This is a genomic window from Paenibacillus shunpengii, assembly GCF_042684905.1.
In the GTDB taxonomy this organism is placed as follows: Bacteria; Bacillota; Bacilli; order Paenibacillales; family Paenibacillaceae; genus Paenibacillus; species Paenibacillus shunpengii.
This window is the reverse complement of sequence record NZ_JBHUMJ010000002.1, coordinates 1,303,755-1,320,139: the sequence shown is the minus strand read 5'-3', so window position 1 is coordinate 1,320,139 and position 16,385 is coordinate 1,303,755. Positions and strand designations below refer to the sequence as shown.

The window sequence follows — 16,385 nt, the reverse complement described above, 5'->3', positions numbered from 1 at the left end:
CCCTTATGATTCATATTTTTTGAGAATTACAGTTGCATTGTGTCCGCCGAATCCGAAGGAATTGGAAAGCGTGTATTCCAGTTCAGCTTCACGCGGAACATTCGGTACATAATCCAGATCACAAGCAGGATCCGGATTCTCCAAATTAATGGTTGGCGGAATCTTCTGATTCTGAAGTGCCAGTGCACAAATGATCGCTTCAACTCCACCCGCTGCTCCGAGCATATGACCTGTCATCGATTTGGTAGAGCTCACTGCCACCTTATAGGCGTGTTCACCGAGTGCAAGCTTAATGCCTTCTGTTTCGGATTTGTCGCCAACCGGCGTAGATGTTCCATGAGCGTTGATATAATCAACATCCTCAGGGCTGATACCAGCGTCCTTGATCGCCATCTTCATGCTGCGTGCGCCGCCTTCCGGATCTGGATCCGTCATATGCTTCGCATCCGCAGACAGGCCATAACCGACAACCTCACCATAAATACGAGCACCTCGAGCAAGCGCATGCTCCAGGGATTCAAGAATCAGAATTCCAGCGCCTTCTCCCATGACAAAGCCATCGCGATCCGAGTCAAATGGACGGCTTGCTTTTTCCGGCTCATCATTACGGGTTGACATCGCACGCATGGAATTAAATCCTGCCATACCTGTTGGACGAATGGTAGCTTCTGCCCCGCCGCAGATCATGGCGTCGGCATCTCCACGCTGAATCATTCGCATGGAATCTCCAATGGAATGGCTTCCTGTAGCACAAGCCGTGACTTGTGTTGTATTAGGGCCCTTCGCACCAAAGCTGATCGACAGCTGACCTGATGCCATATTCGCAATCATCATCGGAATGAAGAACGGGCTTACCCGCTTCGGGCCTTTTTCCAAAAGGATATTGTGCTGGTCCTCCCAAGTACCGAGACCCCCAATCCCCGAGCCTACAGATACACCGATTCGTTCAGCATCTATATTCTCTCCGATTTGCAGTCCACTGTCTTGTATTGCCTGACCTCCGGCTGCAACAGCAAATTGAACAAAGCGGTCCATCTTGCGCGCATCCTTACGCTCCATGTAATCTTCTGGATTAAAATCCTTAATCGAAGCTGCAATCTTGGAGTTGTAGTCGCTCACATCAAAGGCTTCGACAAGCGATACTCCAGATTTACCTTCCATCAGACTGTTCCATAGCGTATCCAGGTCCTTACCAATCGGGGTCATTACACCCATGCCTGTAATCACAACTCTTTGTTTCAAATTCATTTCACCTCTATATCGACTGCATATTGCTATGCAATTAACAGATTTTAATGTAATGAAACCCATTCTATACATGTCGTTAAGATAACAAACACCTATAAAATGGGCCTTCATAAGGGCTTTATGCCTTTGGTTTGCAAAATTGGAGGGGAAGCTCCATATGAGATAAGACCTGCTTAACTCACGGAGCCTCCTCTAAATGACTTAGGTATGAGATTGTATGTAGTTTACAACTTCACCTACGGTCGTAATTTTCTCTGCATCTTCATCAGAGATCTCCATATCAAACTCGTCTTCGAGTTCCATCACCAATTCAACAACATCTAGAGAGTCAGCACCCAAATCATCTTTGAATGATGCTTCCAATGTTACTTCAGCTTCGTCAGCGCCTAAACGATCTACTACGATACGTTTTACGCGTTCCAATACGTCGGACATCCGGTTCACCTCCCTTTCCGTATTATACGAGAATCAATCGTAAAATGCCATAGAGCCTACATCACCTTCGAATTGAAGGCGAACAAGCACTTCATCTATGCTTCAATTACGGGCAAAATCACATGTACATACCGCCATCCACATGCAGGGTTTGACCTGTCATATAGGATGCAGACTCGGAAGCAAGGAATAGAGCAACTCCTGCCACTTCTTCAGGGCGTCCAAGCCTTGAGAGCGGAATCCCTGACAGCATACCTTCTACGAGTTCAGAAGACAAGCCCTGTGTCATTTCGGTTTCAATAAATCCAGGAGCGATGCAGTTCACCGTAATTCCGCGGGAAGCCAGCTCCCGGCTTGAGGATTTAGTAAGACCAATGACTCCTGCCTTGGCAGCTACATAGTTGGCTTGACCTGGATTACCCAGCACACCCACTACAGATGAAATATTGATAATTCGACCATAGCGCTGTTTCATCATGGGACGAGTCACCGCTTTGAGGCAATTAAAGACGCCCTTCAAATTGGTTTCGATCACTTGATCGAACTCCTCTTCCTTCATACGCATGATTAAATTATCTCTAGTAATACCTGCATTATTCACCAGAATATCAATTCTGCCCAGCTGGTCCAGCGTTTCTTTCACCAATTGGTCTGCTTCAGCCGTAATGCCTACATTCGCTTTAATCGCGATAGCTCTTACCCCTTTGGCTTCTATAAGCTGTACAACTTCGGCCGCAGCGGCTTCGTTGCCCGCATAGTTCACCGCAACATCAGCACCTGCATCTGCCAGAGCTAGAGCGATACTGCGCCCTATTCCGCGGGATGCACCTGTGACTAGAGCAACCTGGCCTTGTAGTGTAGTCGTCATCTTGTTGTTCCTCCTTTCCCCAAATATACCTGCTTAGAATGATGTTGTGCTGACTATTTCAGCTCAGCAGCAAGGGCATTCAAACTATCCAGGCTGTTTACGTTATATACTGTAACTGTTCTGCTTACCTTCTTGATCAGTCCACTGAGTACGCTGCCAGGGCCAATTTCCACGAAAGTGTCTACGCCCTGATCAATCAGCCATTCCACGGTATCTTCCCATTTGACAGAAGAATATACCTGCTGCACCAGAAGCTCACGAATCACTTCAGCCTCCGTTACGGGCTCAGCGGTCACATTTGCTACCACAGGTATGCTCGCATCACGAAGCTCTACAGAGGAGAGCTGATCGCCAAGTCTAGCGGCTGCCTCTTTCATCAGTGAAGTATGAAAAGGACCGCTGACTTCAAGAGGAATAGCTCGTTTCGCTCCAGCTTCCTTCACACGATCGATCAGCTGTGCCACACCGTCTTTAAGACCGGATACCACAATCTGTCCCGGTGAATTAAGGTTCGCCAACTCTACGAGAGAGTCCTTCCCTTGAGCGGAAATTTTCTCACATAGCTGCGCAAGCTGATCACGATCAGCCCCGAGCACGGCAGCCATAGCTCCACGTCCGCCCGGAACGGCTTCTTCCATGAAAGTCCCTCTTGCCCTAACCACAGCAACTGCATCCTCAAAGGATATCACGCCCGCTGCGACCAGCGCACTGTATTCACCCAAGCTGTGTCCAGCTGCATAATCAGCGGTAATTCCTTTCTCACGCAGAGCTTCATATAAAGCAATACTTGCTGTCAAAAGTGCTGGCTGTGTGTTTTTCGTTTGTTTAAGTTCGGTATCCGGACCATCAAAGATCAGCGAGCTCAGCGAAAAACCAAGCTTCTCGTCCGCTGTCTCAAAGACATGGCGTGAGGACGTTACGTTATCATATACATCTTTCGCCATCCCAACGGCCTGTGAGCCTTGACCCGGAAATACAAAAGCGATTTTCCCCATCTATTCATTGCTCCTTTATCGATCTAGAGTAAAAAACTCGCAGTGAGCACCTTGTAATGCCTTGATGGTAAGTTATTACCACACAAGCACGGAGGCTCCCCAAGTCAGACCGCCGCCGAATCCAACCATTAGAATGGTGTCTCCTGCCTTCATCCGGCCCTCTTCAGCCGCCTCTACCAGTGCTAATGGAATGGAGGCGGCGGAAGTATTCGCATATTTATCAACGTTAATGACGACTTTATCTTCAGGAAGCTCAAGACGCTGCATTGCAGACTGAATAATACGGATATTGGCTTGATGCGGAATGAACAAGTCGACATCTTCTTTGGTTAGTCCTGCCTTGTCCAGTACATCAATCGTTGCTGTTCCCATTACTCGTACTGCAAATTTGAATACTTCTCTACCGTTCATATAAATGTAGTGCTGCTTGTTAGCCAGCGTAGTCTCAGATGCTGGCAGTCTGGAACCGCCCGCTTGGATATTGAGCAGCGGCCCGCCGGCACCTTCTGCACCCAGATCGAAGGATTTGAATCCACGGCCTTCAGGAACCTCTCCCAAGATAACAGCACCCGCTCCATCTCCAAACAGAACAGCCGTATTACGATCTGTATAATCCGTAATGCGAGACAAGCAGTCAACACCGATAACAAGCGCGTTGTTATACATTCCCGATTGAATAAAGCTTGTTGCCGTAGCCAGGCCATATACAAAGCCGGAGCAGGCTGCAGACAAATCGAACGCAGCAGCTCCCTTGGCTCCCAGCTTATCCTGCAAAATGCAAGCCGTCGAAGGAAACGCACTGTCCGGAGTTATGGTCGCAACAATGATCAGCTCAATATCGCTTGGTGAAATGCCTGCAGATGCAGCTGCTGCTTTGGCCGCTTCATATGCAAGATCCGAAGTCGCTTCTTCAGGGGCCGCTATATGACGCTCGCGAATTCCCGTACGGGAGACAATCCACTCGTCATTGGTATCCATCATTTTTTCCATATCATGATTCGTCAGAATCTTTTCCGGTACGTATTTACCTGTACCAATGACACCGACTGGACGCAATTGTGTATTCATCATGTCACTCAACTCTCCCGCTTATTTCCTTAGATATACTTTCGACCAACTGGTTGGAAATGGCCAGCCTTGCCTGACGCACCGCATTCTTAATTGCATTCGCATCAGCCGAGCCGTGGCTCTTCACGACTAGTCGACTAAGACCGAGCAGCGGCGCACCTCCATGCTCCTTGTAATCAAGCTTGCCCTTTAGCGCCCGGAGCTCCGGCATCAGCATTGCAGCTGCCAGCTTGCTCTTAAGCGACGAGGAGAACTGCTCTTTTAGTAAAGAAAAAATGCCCGCAGCCGTGCCTTCAAGCGTCTTCAGCATGATATTGCCGGCAAAACCGTCACATACCAGTACATCACATCCACCCATCAGCACTTCTCTTGATTCCACATTACCAACAAAATGAATAGGCAGCTCCTTCAAAAGTGGAAACGTATGCTTGGTGAGCTCATTTCCTTTCCCTTCTTCGGTACCTACATTGAGGAGCCCTACCCTAGGCTGATTAATTCCATGCACCTTCTGCCGATATAAGCTTCCCATAAGTGCATACTGAGCCAAATGCTCGGGCTTGGCATCCATGTTCGCGCCAAGATCCAGAGCAAGCATTCCGCGATCGTCGATCGTAGGAATCATTGGGGCGAGTGCCGGGCGCTCGATGCCCTCCATTCTGCCCACCACAAGGAGCCCTGTCGTCATCAGCGCGCCCGTATTACCGGCAGAGATCATTGCATCTGCTTGCCCTTCTCGAAGCATACGACCGGCAACAACCATAGATGCGTCCTTCTTCCGCCGAACCGCCCTTACAGGCTCATCATCTGAACCGATGACCTCTGAAGCATGTATTATCGTTATACCCGATGGGCGATCTGCTCCCAGCAAAGGGCTGATCTTCGCTTCATCGCCGACCAGTATAATCTCCGTATCGTTCCATTCCTTTGCAGCAAGCACTGCACCTTGGACGGTTGCCTCCGGTGCATGGTCGCCTCCCATTGCATCAATGACGATCTTCATGATGTACTCCCCCTTCGTCACTATCTTGCCCGGCGGATCGGTAAATGACGAAGTTTCCTTGAAACACCATTTCCTCTCCGACATAAGCAAACACTTCTACCTTTGCTTTGCCCTTCTGCTCAGGAGTAGAACGCACATATGCCTTCGCAATACATTTTTCCCCCAGATGCACCGGTCTTACAAACCGGATGTCCGCAGAAGCGGTCAGCGCAATCTCATCGTTAATAACAGCAACAGCAAGTGAATTGGCTTGTGCAAAAACATAATGACCACGAGCTATTCCTGTTCTTGAAAACACATGTTCTTCTCTAATCTCAAAAATGGAAATCCCGCTCTTATCCAGCTGAAGGTCTACAATATCCCCGATGATTTCATGCAAAGGCAATGAGCGCACTTGATCATACGATCTCTCAGCCATCAGCTTCATCCGCTCACGAAGTTCAGGTATGCCCAGTTCCATCCGATCCAGTCGAATCGTCTGAATGCTCACCTTAAGTAATCTTGTCAGCTCTTGATCTGTAATAAAAGGGTTATCCTCAATCATTTGAGTGAGCTGCTGCTGTCTTTGTCGCTTCGGTATTCGTTCTATGATCAAGCACCCCCTGCTTATGTGACATTAAAAAGACCCGTTAACTCTATATAAGTCATCTATACGACACCAGCGTACAGCTCTCTATGCTCTGGCAGTGAACCATTCTTCAATGAAATGACCGAATGGTCCAGCACCCGTTCGTATGTACGCAAACTGTATTAAAAATAAGGATGAAATAAAAAAGATACACTGGTTAGAACCAGGTACTAATGCTTAGTATAAAACATGTAGCACCAAAAAGAAAGGGGCGGTCACTTTTTCGCAAAAAAATAGCACTTCATCCGCAATAGATGAAGCGCTACTTTTGAACAAAAATATTATTGAGAGATGATCTCTCTAGATTTGTACGTTCCGCACACTTTGCATACGTGATGAGCAAGCTTAAATTCTCCGCATTGTTCACATTTCACCATGCCTGGCACAGCCAATTTAAAGTGAGTACGACGTTTGTCACGACGAGTTTTGGATGTTCTCCGTTGAGGTACTGCCACAATTCCCACCTCCTTATCAAAGTCAAACCTTAAGAAAAAGAAATATTCTTGTTCTTATTTAAAGAAATCCTTAAGCCCTGCAAGCCGTGGATCGATTGGCGTATTGTCGCAATCGCAGCTGCTCGCGTTCAAGTCGGTTCCACAGCTCGGGCACAGCCCTTTGCAATCCGACTTGCACAGCGGGGCAAACGGAAGATGAAGCAGGAAATATTCTTCCAGGAAAGGAACCAAATTCACTGTATCCTCTTCCACATATAAGGTATCATCCTCTTCTTCAACTTCCTCCGGCTCTGTTCCATGCTTGAACTGCTCGGCGAATTTCATATTTAAATGCTCATGGACATTTCCTAGACAACGAGAGCAGAGCATATCTGCTTCGGCTGATAACGTTCCTTGAACATCTACCACGCCTTCCGGCAATGCAGTAAATGTGAGTTCCACCTGCATCGGGGATACGGCTGTGATTTCCTTGTTGTTTCGAATTAGATGGCTGATATCCAGCGACTCTGTAAGCTTCATCGGTCCAGCAGCCGAGGCCATCTTGCGAAATGACATTTCCACGTTCATCACTCCAGACGATAAACCATTTTAACAACATTTGTAGTATGCTTCAAATACAGCGCTAGTTATGTTGAAAAACAGTCTAACAAACAAAAATCATTATACCGATTTTGAAAGAGGTTTGTCAACACTTTAAACTTTACACCCTGCATATCCATTTATCCAGGCAAAATGCACCGCACCCGTCACGAATTGAGCAATTCATTCATCAGACCCGCCGCAACTTGGATATAATAGACTCTATAAACCTATCAGATAAGCCTTACCGAATGCAACAGGGAGTGTGAAATATATTATGAGTAGAACCGTGGGCCTGATCGTGGAATATAATCCGATGCATAACGGACATGTATACCATCTGGAAGCCTCCAAAAAAATAACCGGTGCTGATACAAGCGTCGCCGTAATGAGCGGTCACTTTCTGCAGCGAGGCGAGCCTGCGATGCTGAGCAAATGGGCCCGGGCCGAGATGGCGCTCGCCATGGGCGTCGATCTCGTGCTTGAGCTGCCGGTTTCCTATGCGGTAGGACCGGCAGAATGGTTCGCTCATGGTGCTGTGTCTACACTGCACCATACAGGGGTTGTCGATTCGCTCTGCTTCGGCAGCGAATCCGGAGAGCTTGCGCCGCTTGCTGCCATGGCAGACCTCCTCGCCAGCGAGCCGAAGGCGCTGTCGGAGGCTATCCAGCGGCAGCTGCAGCAAGGCGCAAGCTACCCCGCAGCCTACGCAGCGGCTGCGGCAGAGCTGGTCCCCGGCGGTGACGCCGCGGGGGCCCTGGCACTGCTCAAGCAGCCCAACAATACACTTGGGCTGCATTATATGATCGCGCTGAGGCGCCTCGGCAGCGCGATTCGGCCCTTCACGGCGCAGCGCACCGGCGCCGGTTATCACGATGCGATGCCGGGACCCGGCAGCATCGCCAGTGCCACGGCCGTGCGCCGGCTGCTCCTCGGCGCAGGACCCGAAGCAGCGGCGCCTTACGTGCCGGCTGCAACGCTTGCCATTCTGCGGCGCGAATGGCAGGAAGGACGCGCTCCGGTTCACCTGGAGCGCTTCAAGGATGCCCTGCTTGCCCAGCTGGTCACCTCAAGCGCAGCAGAGCTGGCCCAATATGCGGAGGTGACCGAAGGGCTTGAGCATCGCATAATGAGCCAGCTCCCCAAGCTCACGGAGCTGTCCGTCGACTCACTCCTTGAAGCATTAAAAACAAAACGCTATACACGCACCAAGCTCCAGCGAATGCTGATTCATATTCTGCTGCATCATAAAAAAGAGGAATTAATGCCCTCTGTGCTGGCCGAGGGGCCGCATTATATCCGGGTTCTTGGCTTTAACAACAGAGGACAGGAGCTGCTCAAGGATATGAAGAAAAAAGCATCCCTGCCGGTCGTAATCAAGCCTTCAGCCTTCAGCCACCCTCAGCTGACCCGAGACATTCAGGCGACTGCTTTATATGGTCTAGGCATGGAATCGGCTGACAGCCAATTTATGTACAGAGACTACTATCAATCGCCTATTCGAGTCTAGTGTTCATGGGCACAGATAAAGGAGCCTGTACTTGATCATTCTCAAGCGCAGGCTCCTATTGCTTTACATCATTTCCGTTTGTTCATGCCAATAAAGCGACTACACCTCTGTTTTGACATTCAGCTTCTCGATATAATCGAGTGCATCGTCCGCAGTTTCCACAGGGACAAGCAGCATGTCCGTCTTGATGGATTCTGCCTTCTTCTTCGCTTCCTCATAATTCGCCTCTGGTACGAAGAAGACCTCGGCATCCTCACGATCCGCGGCAACGATCTTGTGAACGACACCTCCGATGGGACCGACGGTTCCTTCTTTATTAATAGTACCAGTACCTGCGATAACATGGCCTTTGGTCAAATCTCCAGGGGTCAGCTGATTGTATATTTCCAGCGTAAACATCAAGCCTGCTGACGGTCCGCCAATTTCCGTATTGGTAAAAGTAATTTGATGTGCAGGATCCTTAGGCTTTACGGTTTGAAGGGTACCGATCATTACACCCAGTCCAGGCCTGGTGTCTCCTGTTTCACTGTCCTTGATCGGGACGAGCTTCAGTTCTCTTGTAATGGTCTCTCCCTTGCGATCCAGCTGAAGCTCAACCGTATCCCCGACCTGCTTCTTCTCAAGCTGCTGCGCCAGTACCGTATTGTCGGGAGTAGGCACTCCGTTAATCGACAATATTTTATCCTGAGGCTTGATATCTCCTTCTGGCAGTGAATCCTTCGATAGACCGAGGACAAAGATATATTCTGGAACAATATCATAAGCAATGCCAGCCTGTTCATATGCCGCTTCCATCGCAGCTGACTGCGAATCACTCATAAACCACACTTGCTCTGCTGAATATTCCTCCTGAGTTCTGCCCGCAAGACGCTCTTCCTTCTTGCCGATCTGTGCATGTTCATTAAATGCGGAAATAAACAAAAGCGAGAGGTTCGCATAGCTGGCGGATACGGTTGTCATCAGAAACTTGCCGTCTTCCTCCTCATCACCATTTTTCACAGATACCATGGGTTTAACCGATTCTGCCGTTCCCGGCTGAGTGACAATATAAGGAGTCGGCATATACACGAGCACATACACAACGACAGCCAAACTTAAGATATATACGGCGGTACGAAATCCGCTTCTTTTGGTGATATTACTCAATCTCTGGCCTCCTCCCTGCTTGCCTGCTTGTTCTTCTTTCCCTTCTCATCACATATAAATGCATAAGTACAGGCTGTTCCTGATATCATTCCAGCCATCTAAGCTATTGATCGGGGTGAAGATCCATTGAATTCGGAAATAACGAGAAAAAATAACGTTCCCTCTTATGTAAAAACGATGCTTCTCGGTATCAGCGCCCTGCTGGTCGTCGCTGCTGTTGTCACTTCTCCAAGTGAAGCGTTTGACGCCTCGATGCAAGGTCTTCAAATATGGTGGAAGCTGGTCTTTCCAGCTCTCCTGCCCTTTATTATGCTGTCGCAAATGCTGACTGCCTTCGGGTTCACCCATGGTCTCGGCGTGCTCTTAGAGCCATTAATGCGCATAGGCTTTCGTCTGCCCGGTGTAACGGGACTTGGTCTGGCTGTCGGGATCACCGGAGGTTTCCCATCTGGTGCAGATACCGCTGCTAGACTGTACCAGCAGAAGCTTGTCACGGGGAAGGAAGCGGCCATTCTTGCCTCCATCACCCATTTTGCGAGTCCTATGACGTTATTCGTGGTTATTGGGGCTGCATTCTATGAAGCGCCTGCTGTTGGGTATATTTTAGCATGCATTCACGGAATAAGCGGGATCATTGCAGGTATTGTACTCGGACGCGTTACCCTCTCCTCGAAAAAGACCACAAAAACAACCGAGCTGCATGAACAGCCCGAACCTGTTTCTGCACTCGAAGCGATGATGAAAGCCAAGGAAAAGGATGGAAGAAGCTTTGGCAGACTGCTGGGAGATACGGTAAGTCATGCAGTTCAAGTCTTAATGATGACCGGCGGCTATATGATCATTTTCTCCGTGTTCATCCGGCTGCTGGGCAAATATGTAACACCTTTTCTTCCTGAATGGATCTGGGCCTCTTTTTTCGAGCTTCACCTCGGAGCTTATTCGATGCGTTCCCTTGATATTACCGCACATGCAGTCGGATTTGCACTTCTTGCAGCCGCCATTGGCTGGGGTGGACTCAGCTCCCATTTACAGGCAACTGCGCTTCTTGCTCCATACGGAATAAACACGCGTATTTTTACAATAGGGCGTATACTGCATGCTGGTATTTCCTACGGACTTGTCCTGCTGTTGTGGCCCCCAATTCAGAGCTGGCTCCATCATTCCAAAGCCGTCTTTCTTCATAACGAACAAAATCCTTTAATTCAAGCCCAATACTCACCCGGAGGTTTTCAAGCAGCCGTTATCTTGGGGCTCTTCCATGTATTACTGTTAACATCTCTAATCTTCATCTCCATGTGTATCGCCAAATGGCAGTCTACCCGCCATTCTTCTTCTCGATAACTTTACGTCTGAGTGCATCCTCTACCTCGGCAGGCACCAGCTCGGAGACATCCCCTTCGAAGCTTGCAATCTCCTTCACTACACTGGAGCTGAGATACGAATATTTAGGATTCGTCATCATAAAGATGGTTTCTGCATCCTTGTTTAGCTTCTTGTTAAGGGATGCCAGCTGAAGTTCATATTCAAAGTCAGTTACCGAACGAATTCCACGCATAATGACCTGTGCACCTTTGACTCTCACATAATTAGCCGTTAGATCACGGAAGCTGTCCACTTCAACATTTGGCAGGTCCGCTGTAACCATCTGCAGCAGCTCGACACGTTCCTCCACCGTGAACAGTGGATTCTTGCTCTTATTATTAAGCACAGCTACAACTAGCCGATCAAATTGTTTGGAGGCTCTCGTAATGATATCCAGGTGGCCCAATGTAACAGGGTCGAAGCTCCCGGGATAAACAGCTACTCTCTCCGTCTTATTTCCTGCTTCACTCATCTGCCTATATCCTCCCGAATGTTGTCATCAATGTTTGCGTCCGTGTTCGTGATATCCTGCTCATCTATGGTTGAAGAATACTCGTATATCGTAATTGCCGTATCCCCGTATGTAGATTTGCGTATTTGCTCAAAGGAGCCTATTCTCTCTCCATATTCATGATCGGCATCATGTTCTACAACAACGATGGCGTCATCATTCACCATATTGTGTTCTTCAAGCCAGGATAGATACTCTTCCACATTCTTCATCCGATACGGGGGATCTAGAAAGACGAGATCGAATGTATATTTTCGCTTGGAGAGCAGCTTCAGGGCTCTGCCTGCTTCATTCCGGAACACTTCTGCCTTGCTATCCAGACCCGTTGCCTTCAGATTGGCGCGGATAATTTCAATGCTCTTCGGTTCCAGATCAATAAATACAGCCTTGTCCGAACCTCTGCTGAGCGATTCTATGCCGAGACCGCCGCTTCCCGCAAACAGATCCAGCACGACGCCTCCATCGAAATAAGGACCAATCATACTAAAGACCGCTTCCTTAACCTTGTCGGTTGTTGGACGGGTTCCGGTTCCGGGAACAGCCTTAAGCGGTCTACCTTTTGCAGTGCCTGATATTACTCTCACGTTTAATTTCACCCTGTTTCATTCTTTGTAAGTGTGCTATATATCGATATCGTACCACAATCCATGTAAGATGTGAAAATAACGAAAGCGTAAAAAGTCTGGAGTAAAAAATATTAACCAAGCAATGTATAAACTGATGGGCAGGCGGTCATGATGTAATTATCGGCATCAAAAGTGCCGTAGACAACCGCGGAGAAGACTTACGTTTCCCCATAAGCTCTTCGTCCGGTTTCTCCTCTCCCATGATAGGACGTCTCGAAAGAGGCGTCCGAATAAAAGCCTGCCAGGACGCCTGGCAGGCTTTTATTTTTTATTTGGTTGATACTAACTTAAAAATAACGGGTCTTGGCTCAATCTTATCAACAGTAAATCAAAGAATACGGCTTAAGAAGAGGATAACACCAATGACTGCCAAGAGAATCAACAGATTAGATACTTCTCTCCATAGTGACGGATAACCTTTTTCGTGCAGTTCCTGCTGTTTAACCTCAAAATTGGCCTTTGCACTATAGGGATCAGCCGGCTCTGTATAGGGCCTGTTCTGTTCCTGAAGCGGATCATTCATAGGTCTCCACCTCCATTAGGTTTTGAACCACATATCAATCCATACGCACCTATATGGAAACCGTTTCTATTTTATACCCTTATAACGGTAAGTCGGCTGTCCTTTCACGCCGGGCTTCACTCGAAATACACCGCCAGCATGCGGAGTCTTGAGCAGCTGTTCCTCCTTAAGTCCATTACGAGCCGTCGTGATATACAGCTCATCCAGTTCTTCTCCTCCAAAACAGCAGGAGGTCACATTGGAAGCCGGCACTTCGATATGCTGAATCAGGCTGCCTGTGTTCGGATCCCAGCGAGATACCTGGGAACCGCCATAGTGTGCCACCCATATCATCCCTTCTGCATCTACCGTCAACCCATCAGGGAAGCCGGTTCCTTCCGGCAGAGAGAACAAGGTTACACGATTCGAAATTTCACCGGTATCAAGATCAAAATCAAACTGATCAATACGGCCTGTCGGTGTATCAATATAGTACATCTTCTTATGATCTGGGCTGAACCCGAGACCATTAGAGAGAGATACCTCCGTAAGCACGGTTTTGATTTGACCATCATTCATTAGACAATACAATGCGCCCTGATTCTTCTTGTCAGTTAGACTCATCGTTCCTGCCCAAAACCGGCCGTTCGGATCACATTTTCCATCATTAAACCGGTTATCATCCCTATGACTTTCCGGATTATGAAGCAGGGTAAGTTTGCCCGAAGCCAGATCATACCTATGAAACCCACTTTTTAAGGCAACCATGACACGATCTCGATCATAGGGGACAACGGCTCCAATATGCTGTCCCACCTCATGCACCGTGTCCCTTCCTGAACTTGGATCATAAATATGAAGCTTATACCCTTCAATATCAACCCAATACAAGCGTTTCTCTTCTGCATCCCAGCTTGGTCCCTCTGCAAGCCTTGCCTTTGCGTCAATGACCAGTTCTACTTCTGTCATCCAATCCCTCCTTATTTATTCCAATCAAAACCGATGCTGTTCAAGAAGGCACGTGCCAGAACCATATGTCCCGTGTGGTTAGGATGTACGCGGTCCCAGGCAATAGCTCCTGGGTACAGCTGCTTCCAGATGGGTTCATATGCAGCCTGTGTATCTACAAATACGGCATCATATTCCTCAGCAACACGTTTGACAGCAGCGCCGTACAGATCCATCGTCGAGCGCATGGGATCTTCTACACTTGGCTCCAGGTAATAAGGTGTCATTAGGACAAGACCCTTCACCTGAGGACGCACTGAAGCAACCAGCTCACGTAGAGTAGCCTCATACTCATCCAGAAACACATGAAGCTCTCTTCGCTGCGGACTGTCAAACTGACGCCATACGTCATTGATCCCAATCATTACAGACAGCCAGTCCGGCTGAAGATCAAGTACATCCTCCTGCCAGCGATTTTTCAAATCCCTAACATTGTTTCCGCCTATCCCTACATTGATTACACGAGTATTTAATTCCGGATATACGCTTTGGAGCAAAGCATCCACATTGTATACATACCCATTTCCAAGCCCCATGCTTCCTTCGCCTACGGGACGAGTTCTACCGCAATCCGTAACCGAATCCCCTATAAAGACCAATTTATCGTTCTGAGCCAACTTCATACCTTCCATCTCCCTATCCAATATTAAATCACAGCTTATGTAAATCACTTGCAGTAAAGCAAATAGACTAAGGCAGCGTTTACAGTATTGTGTTTCTCAAGAAGAAAATTACCAGCCCTGCTGCTTAAGCCAGGATATACACAAGCCTTTCCATCGGCCTGTAGTCTCTTCCATCTCCTCTGCGAGCCCGAGGCCATGACGTCCTGCTTCAAATACATGCAGCTCATGAGGCACTCCTGCTTTGGTCAAAGACAGTGACATCTCCAGACTGTTCTGCAGCGGAACGGCCGCATCCTCGTGGGTATGCCATATGAAGGCAGGCGGCGTCTTACTTGTTACCTGGCGTTCAGTACTGTATTGTCTGACCAATTCCTCATCCGGCTTGTCACCAAGAAGTGCATCTTTTGATCCCTGATGACCGTATTCCTCCATGGTTATGACAGGATAACACAGCACAATGCGATCCGGCCTTGAACTAACCCGCTCGAGCGGATCAACGTTCTCTGGATCTCCCTCCACCCACATCGTTCCTGCACTTGCCGTCAAATGACCTCCAGCGGAAAAACCGAGCATCGCGATCTTGTTCGGGAGAATCCCATACTTATCACTGTTCGCTCTTACATATTGAACGGCTCTCCTTGCATCTGACAGTGCTGCTGGCTGACGATGAGGGTTAATTCGGTATTTAAGGACAAAAGCCGAAATGCCTGCTTGATTGAGCCACTCCGCAACAGGCCCGCCTTCATGATCAGCTAAATGACAATATCCGCCGCCAGGACACACGATAACACAGCTGTCAGCTCCCTCCACCAGATAAGGTGTTAATGTGGGAGAATCATCTTCCAATCCAGCGGCAGCATACGGCGGCACTCCAGACCATAGATTTATAGATTGCACAGCCATCCCTCCTAATCTAATAAAAGAATAATTTTCATTCATCATCCTACATTAAATCGTTTTCATCAATCATTATTTTAGCTCTAGTAGAGCGTTCGGAAATGCTCGGGGGTAATTCCTTCAATTCTCCGAAAAGTAGCAACAAAATGACTCGCATCACGGAAGCCTACTCTGCCAGCCGTCTCCTTTACGGTTAGATGAGGCTCAGAGGTCATGATCTCCTTGGATTTACGTATTCTTTTCAGAATAAAATAGCTGTACGCTGTAATGCCAAATGACTGCTTGAACATCATATTCAAATATCTGGGGGAAACTGAGAGCACCTCCGCCATTTCCATAAGCCCAACACCAGGATCACTTATCTTCTCTTCCATAAATGACAGCAAGGGAGCCAATCGATCCATAGCATGTGAGAGGGAGAGCGTATTGCCCGTCGTCCCATGCTTCTTCAGCAGCAGTAAGAATCGATAGATGTCTCCTGACGCGTCCAGCCCCGTTAGATCAAAATCGCTGCCGATGGAGTCAAGAACCCTTTTGCCATGAGTCTGGAGCTCCGAGCTCACTTTCCACTGATAATAAGCAGATTCCTGCAAGTCCAATGAGGATAGGATCGCTGCTGCCTGCGGACCGCTGAAGGTAATATATATCGTTGACCAGCCTTCACCTCTCCCGCTGTAATGGTGCGGCACATTAGGAGCCAGCAGGATTCCCGTCCCTTTAGGAAGTGGATAGGTTCTGCCCTCAAATGAGAATGCCCCCTCGCCGTCTACCGTTTGCAGCCAGTGATAACAGGGATAGCCAGCAGGCCTTTCAATCGGCTCCTGATTGTTGTTCTCTCCTATGCTTTCTATAAACAGAGGCAGCGGTTGCTCCTTCCCTGTCATGAAAAAACGCTGATGGTCTTTGCTCAGCCACATATCTTTG

At 48.3% G+C, this 16,385-nt stretch carries 19 protein-coding genes; 2 read left to right on the top strand and 17 right to left on the bottom strand.

Annotated features, from left to right (window positions below; translation table 11 throughout):
- Positions 1-3: 3 nt before the first annotated feature.
- The 9 genes from fabF to ACFSVM_RS06235 form a co-directional block, all read right to left on the bottom strand.
- Positions 4-1,242 carry a beta-ketoacyl-ACP synthase II gene (gene fabF / locus ACFSVM_RS06275; protein WP_076311185.1) on the bottom strand — a complete coding sequence of 413 codons (1,239 nt, stop codon included), beginning with the start codon at positions 1,240-1,242 and terminating at the stop codon, positions 4-6.
- Positions 1,243-1,449: 207 nt separating this feature from the next.
- Positions 1,450-1,683 carry an acyl carrier protein gene (gene acpP, locus ACFSVM_RS06270; protein WP_025334828.1) on the bottom strand — a complete coding sequence of 78 codons (234 nt, stop codon included), beginning with the start codon at positions 1,681-1,683 and terminating at the stop codon, positions 1,450-1,452.
- A 118-nt stretch (positions 1,684-1,801) separates the two neighbouring features.
- Positions 1,802-2,551 (bottom strand): 3-oxoacyl-[acyl-carrier-protein] reductase, encoded by a 750-nt coding sequence (gene fabG / locus ACFSVM_RS06265; RefSeq protein WP_090723015.1) that lies wholly within the window; start codon positions 2,549-2,551, stop codon positions 1,802-1,804.
- 53 nt (positions 2,552-2,604) lie between these two features.
- Positions 2,605-3,546, bottom strand: a complete 942-nt coding sequence (fabD, locus tag ACFSVM_RS06260; RefSeq protein ID WP_076311187.1) for an ACP S-malonyltransferase — start codon at positions 3,544-3,546, stop codon at positions 2,605-2,607.
- A 75-nt stretch (positions 3,547-3,621) separates the two neighbouring features.
- Entirely contained in the window at positions 3,622-4,617 is a 996-nt protein-coding gene (locus ACFSVM_RS06255) for a beta-ketoacyl-ACP synthase III (protein WP_379260934.1), read from the bottom strand.
- A gap of 1 nt (position 4,618) precedes the next feature.
- A complete protein-coding gene (plsX, locus tag ACFSVM_RS06250; RefSeq protein WP_379260932.1) occupies positions 4,619-5,614 on the bottom strand; it encodes a phosphate acyltransferase PlsX in 996 nt (331 codons plus the stop codon).
- Complete coding sequence (gene fapR, locus ACFSVM_RS06245; RefSeq protein ID WP_170862471.1) at positions 5,598-6,194, bottom strand: transcription factor FapR; 597 nt, start codon at positions 6,192-6,194, stop codon at positions 5,598-5,600. The genes plsX and fapR overlap by 17 nt, the downstream gene beginning before the upstream one ends.
- Positions 6,195-6,523: 329 nt before the next feature.
- A complete protein-coding gene (gene rpmF, locus ACFSVM_RS06240; RefSeq protein ID WP_076311189.1) occupies positions 6,524-6,697 on the bottom strand; it encodes a 50S ribosomal protein L32 in 174 nt (57 codons plus the stop codon).
- A 54-nt stretch (positions 6,698-6,751) separates the two neighbouring features.
- Positions 6,752-7,252: a YceD family protein gene (locus tag ACFSVM_RS06235; protein WP_341180726.1), complete on the bottom strand. Its 501-nt coding sequence runs from the start codon at positions 7,250-7,252 to the stop codon at positions 6,752-6,754.
- 301 nt (positions 7,253-7,553) lie between these two features.
- On the opposite strand from ACFSVM_RS06235, the gene ACFSVM_RS06230 reads away from it, so the two are divergent.
- Positions 7,554-8,786 carry a nucleotidyltransferase gene (locus tag ACFSVM_RS06230; RefSeq protein ID WP_090723017.1) on the top strand — a complete coding sequence of 411 codons (1,233 nt, stop codon included), beginning with the start codon at positions 7,554-7,556 and terminating at the stop codon, positions 8,784-8,786.
- Positions 8,787-8,885: 99 nt separating this feature from the next.
- On the opposite strand, the gene ACFSVM_RS06225 is transcribed toward ACFSVM_RS06230, so the two are convergent.
- A complete protein-coding gene (locus tag ACFSVM_RS06225) occupies positions 8,886-9,932 on the bottom strand; it encodes a SepM family pheromone-processing serine protease (protein WP_076311192.1) in 1,047 nt (348 codons plus the stop codon).
- 126 nt (positions 9,933-10,058) lie between these two features.
- Here ACFSVM_RS06225 and ACFSVM_RS06220 point away from each other — a divergent pair, with 126 nt between their 5' ends.
- On the top strand, positions 10,059-11,273 hold the full coding sequence (locus ACFSVM_RS06220; RefSeq protein ID WP_379260929.1) for a nucleoside recognition domain-containing protein: 1,215 nt from the start codon (positions 10,059-10,061) through the stop codon (positions 11,271-11,273).
- On the opposite strand, the gene coaD is transcribed toward ACFSVM_RS06220, so the two are convergent.
- The 7 genes from coaD to ACFSVM_RS06185 form a co-directional block, all read right to left on the bottom strand.
- Positions 11,248-11,766 (bottom strand): pantetheine-phosphate adenylyltransferase, encoded by a 519-nt coding sequence (gene coaD / locus ACFSVM_RS06215; protein ID WP_076311194.1) that lies wholly within the window; start codon positions 11,764-11,766, stop codon positions 11,248-11,250. The two genes, ACFSVM_RS06220 and coaD, sit on opposite strands and share 26 nt — an antisense overlap.
- Positions 11,763-12,389 carry a 16S rRNA (guanine(966)-N(2))-methyltransferase RsmD gene (rsmD, locus tag ACFSVM_RS06210; protein WP_379260926.1) on the bottom strand — a complete coding sequence of 209 codons (627 nt, stop codon included), beginning with the start codon at positions 12,387-12,389 and terminating at the stop codon, positions 11,763-11,765. The genes coaD and rsmD overlap by 4 nt, the downstream gene beginning before the upstream one ends.
- A gap of 370 nt (positions 12,390-12,759) precedes the next feature.
- Complete coding sequence (locus ACFSVM_RS06205; protein WP_379260924.1) at positions 12,760-12,954, bottom strand: hypothetical protein; 195 nt, start codon at positions 12,952-12,954, stop codon at positions 12,760-12,762.
- A gap of 66 nt (positions 12,955-13,020) precedes the next feature.
- Positions 13,021-13,902: an SMP-30/gluconolactonase/LRE family protein gene (locus tag ACFSVM_RS06200; protein ID WP_379260923.1), complete on the bottom strand. Its 882-nt coding sequence runs from the start codon at positions 13,900-13,902 to the stop codon at positions 13,021-13,023.
- Positions 13,903-13,913: 11 nt separating this feature from the next.
- Entirely contained in the window at positions 13,914-14,564 is a 651-nt protein-coding gene (locus tag ACFSVM_RS06195) for an SGNH/GDSL hydrolase family protein (RefSeq protein WP_076311263.1), read from the bottom strand.
- A gap of 108 nt (positions 14,565-14,672) precedes the next feature.
- On the bottom strand, positions 14,673-15,467 hold the full coding sequence (locus ACFSVM_RS06190) for an alpha/beta hydrolase (protein ID WP_083655694.1): 795 nt from the start codon (positions 15,465-15,467) through the stop codon (positions 14,673-14,675).
- A 77-nt stretch (positions 15,468-15,544) separates the two neighbouring features.
- Complete coding sequence (locus ACFSVM_RS06185) at positions 15,545-16,378, bottom strand: AraC family transcriptional regulator (protein WP_076311264.1); 834 nt, start codon at positions 16,376-16,378, stop codon at positions 15,545-15,547.
- Positions 16,379-16,385: the final 7 nt, after the last annotated feature.

What these genes read in the sequence shown, in the direction of transcription:
- ACFSVM_RS06235 (WP_341180726.1), bottom strand. Translation starts at nt 7,252, where the DNA reads ATGTCATTTCGCAAGATGGCCTCGGCTGCTGGACCGATGAAGCTTACA.
- ACFSVM_RS06255 (WP_379260934.1), bottom strand. Translation starts at nt 4,617, where the DNA reads ATGATGAATACACAATTGCGTCCAGTCGGTGTCATTGGTACAGGTAAA.
- plsX (WP_379260932.1), bottom strand. Translation starts at nt 5,614, where the DNA reads ATGAAGATCGTCATTGATGCAATGGGAGGCGACCATGCACCGGAGGCA.
- ACFSVM_RS06195 (WP_076311263.1), bottom strand. Translation starts at nt 14,564, where the DNA reads ATGAAGTTGGCTCAGAACGATAAATTGGTCTTTATAGGGGATTCGGTT.
- ACFSVM_RS06185 (WP_076311264.1), bottom strand. Translation starts at nt 16,378, where the DNA reads ATGTGGCTGAGCAAAGACCATCAGCGTTTTTTCATGACAGGGAAGGAG.
- ACFSVM_RS06205 (WP_379260924.1), bottom strand. Translation starts at nt 12,954, where the DNA reads ATGAATGATCCGCTTCAGGAACAGAACAGGCCCTATACAGAGCCGGCT.
- ACFSVM_RS06230 (WP_090723017.1), top strand. Translation starts at nt 7,554, where the DNA reads ATGAGTAGAACCGTGGGCCTGATCGTGGAATATAATCCGATGCATAAC.
- ACFSVM_RS06200 (WP_379260923.1), bottom strand. Translation starts at nt 13,902, where the DNA reads ATGACAGAAGTAGAACTGGTCATTGACGCAAAGGCAAGGCTTGCAGAG.
- coaD (WP_076311194.1), bottom strand. Translation starts at nt 11,766, where the DNA reads ATGAGTGAAGCAGGAAATAAGACGGAGAGAGTAGCTGTTTATCCCGGG.
- fabG (WP_090723015.1), bottom strand. Translation starts at nt 2,551, where the DNA reads ATGACGACTACACTACAAGGCCAGGTTGCTCTAGTCACAGGTGCATCC.
- fabD (WP_076311187.1), bottom strand. Translation starts at nt 3,546, where the DNA reads ATGGGGAAAATCGCTTTTGTATTTCCGGGTCAAGGCTCACAGGCCGTT.
- ACFSVM_RS06190 (WP_083655694.1), bottom strand. Translation starts at nt 15,467, where the DNA reads ATGGCTGTGCAATCTATAAATCTATGGTCTGGAGTGCCGCCGTATGCT.
- acpP (WP_025334828.1), bottom strand. Translation starts at nt 1,683, where the DNA reads ATGTCCGACGTATTGGAACGCGTAAAACGTATCGTAGTAGATCGTTTA.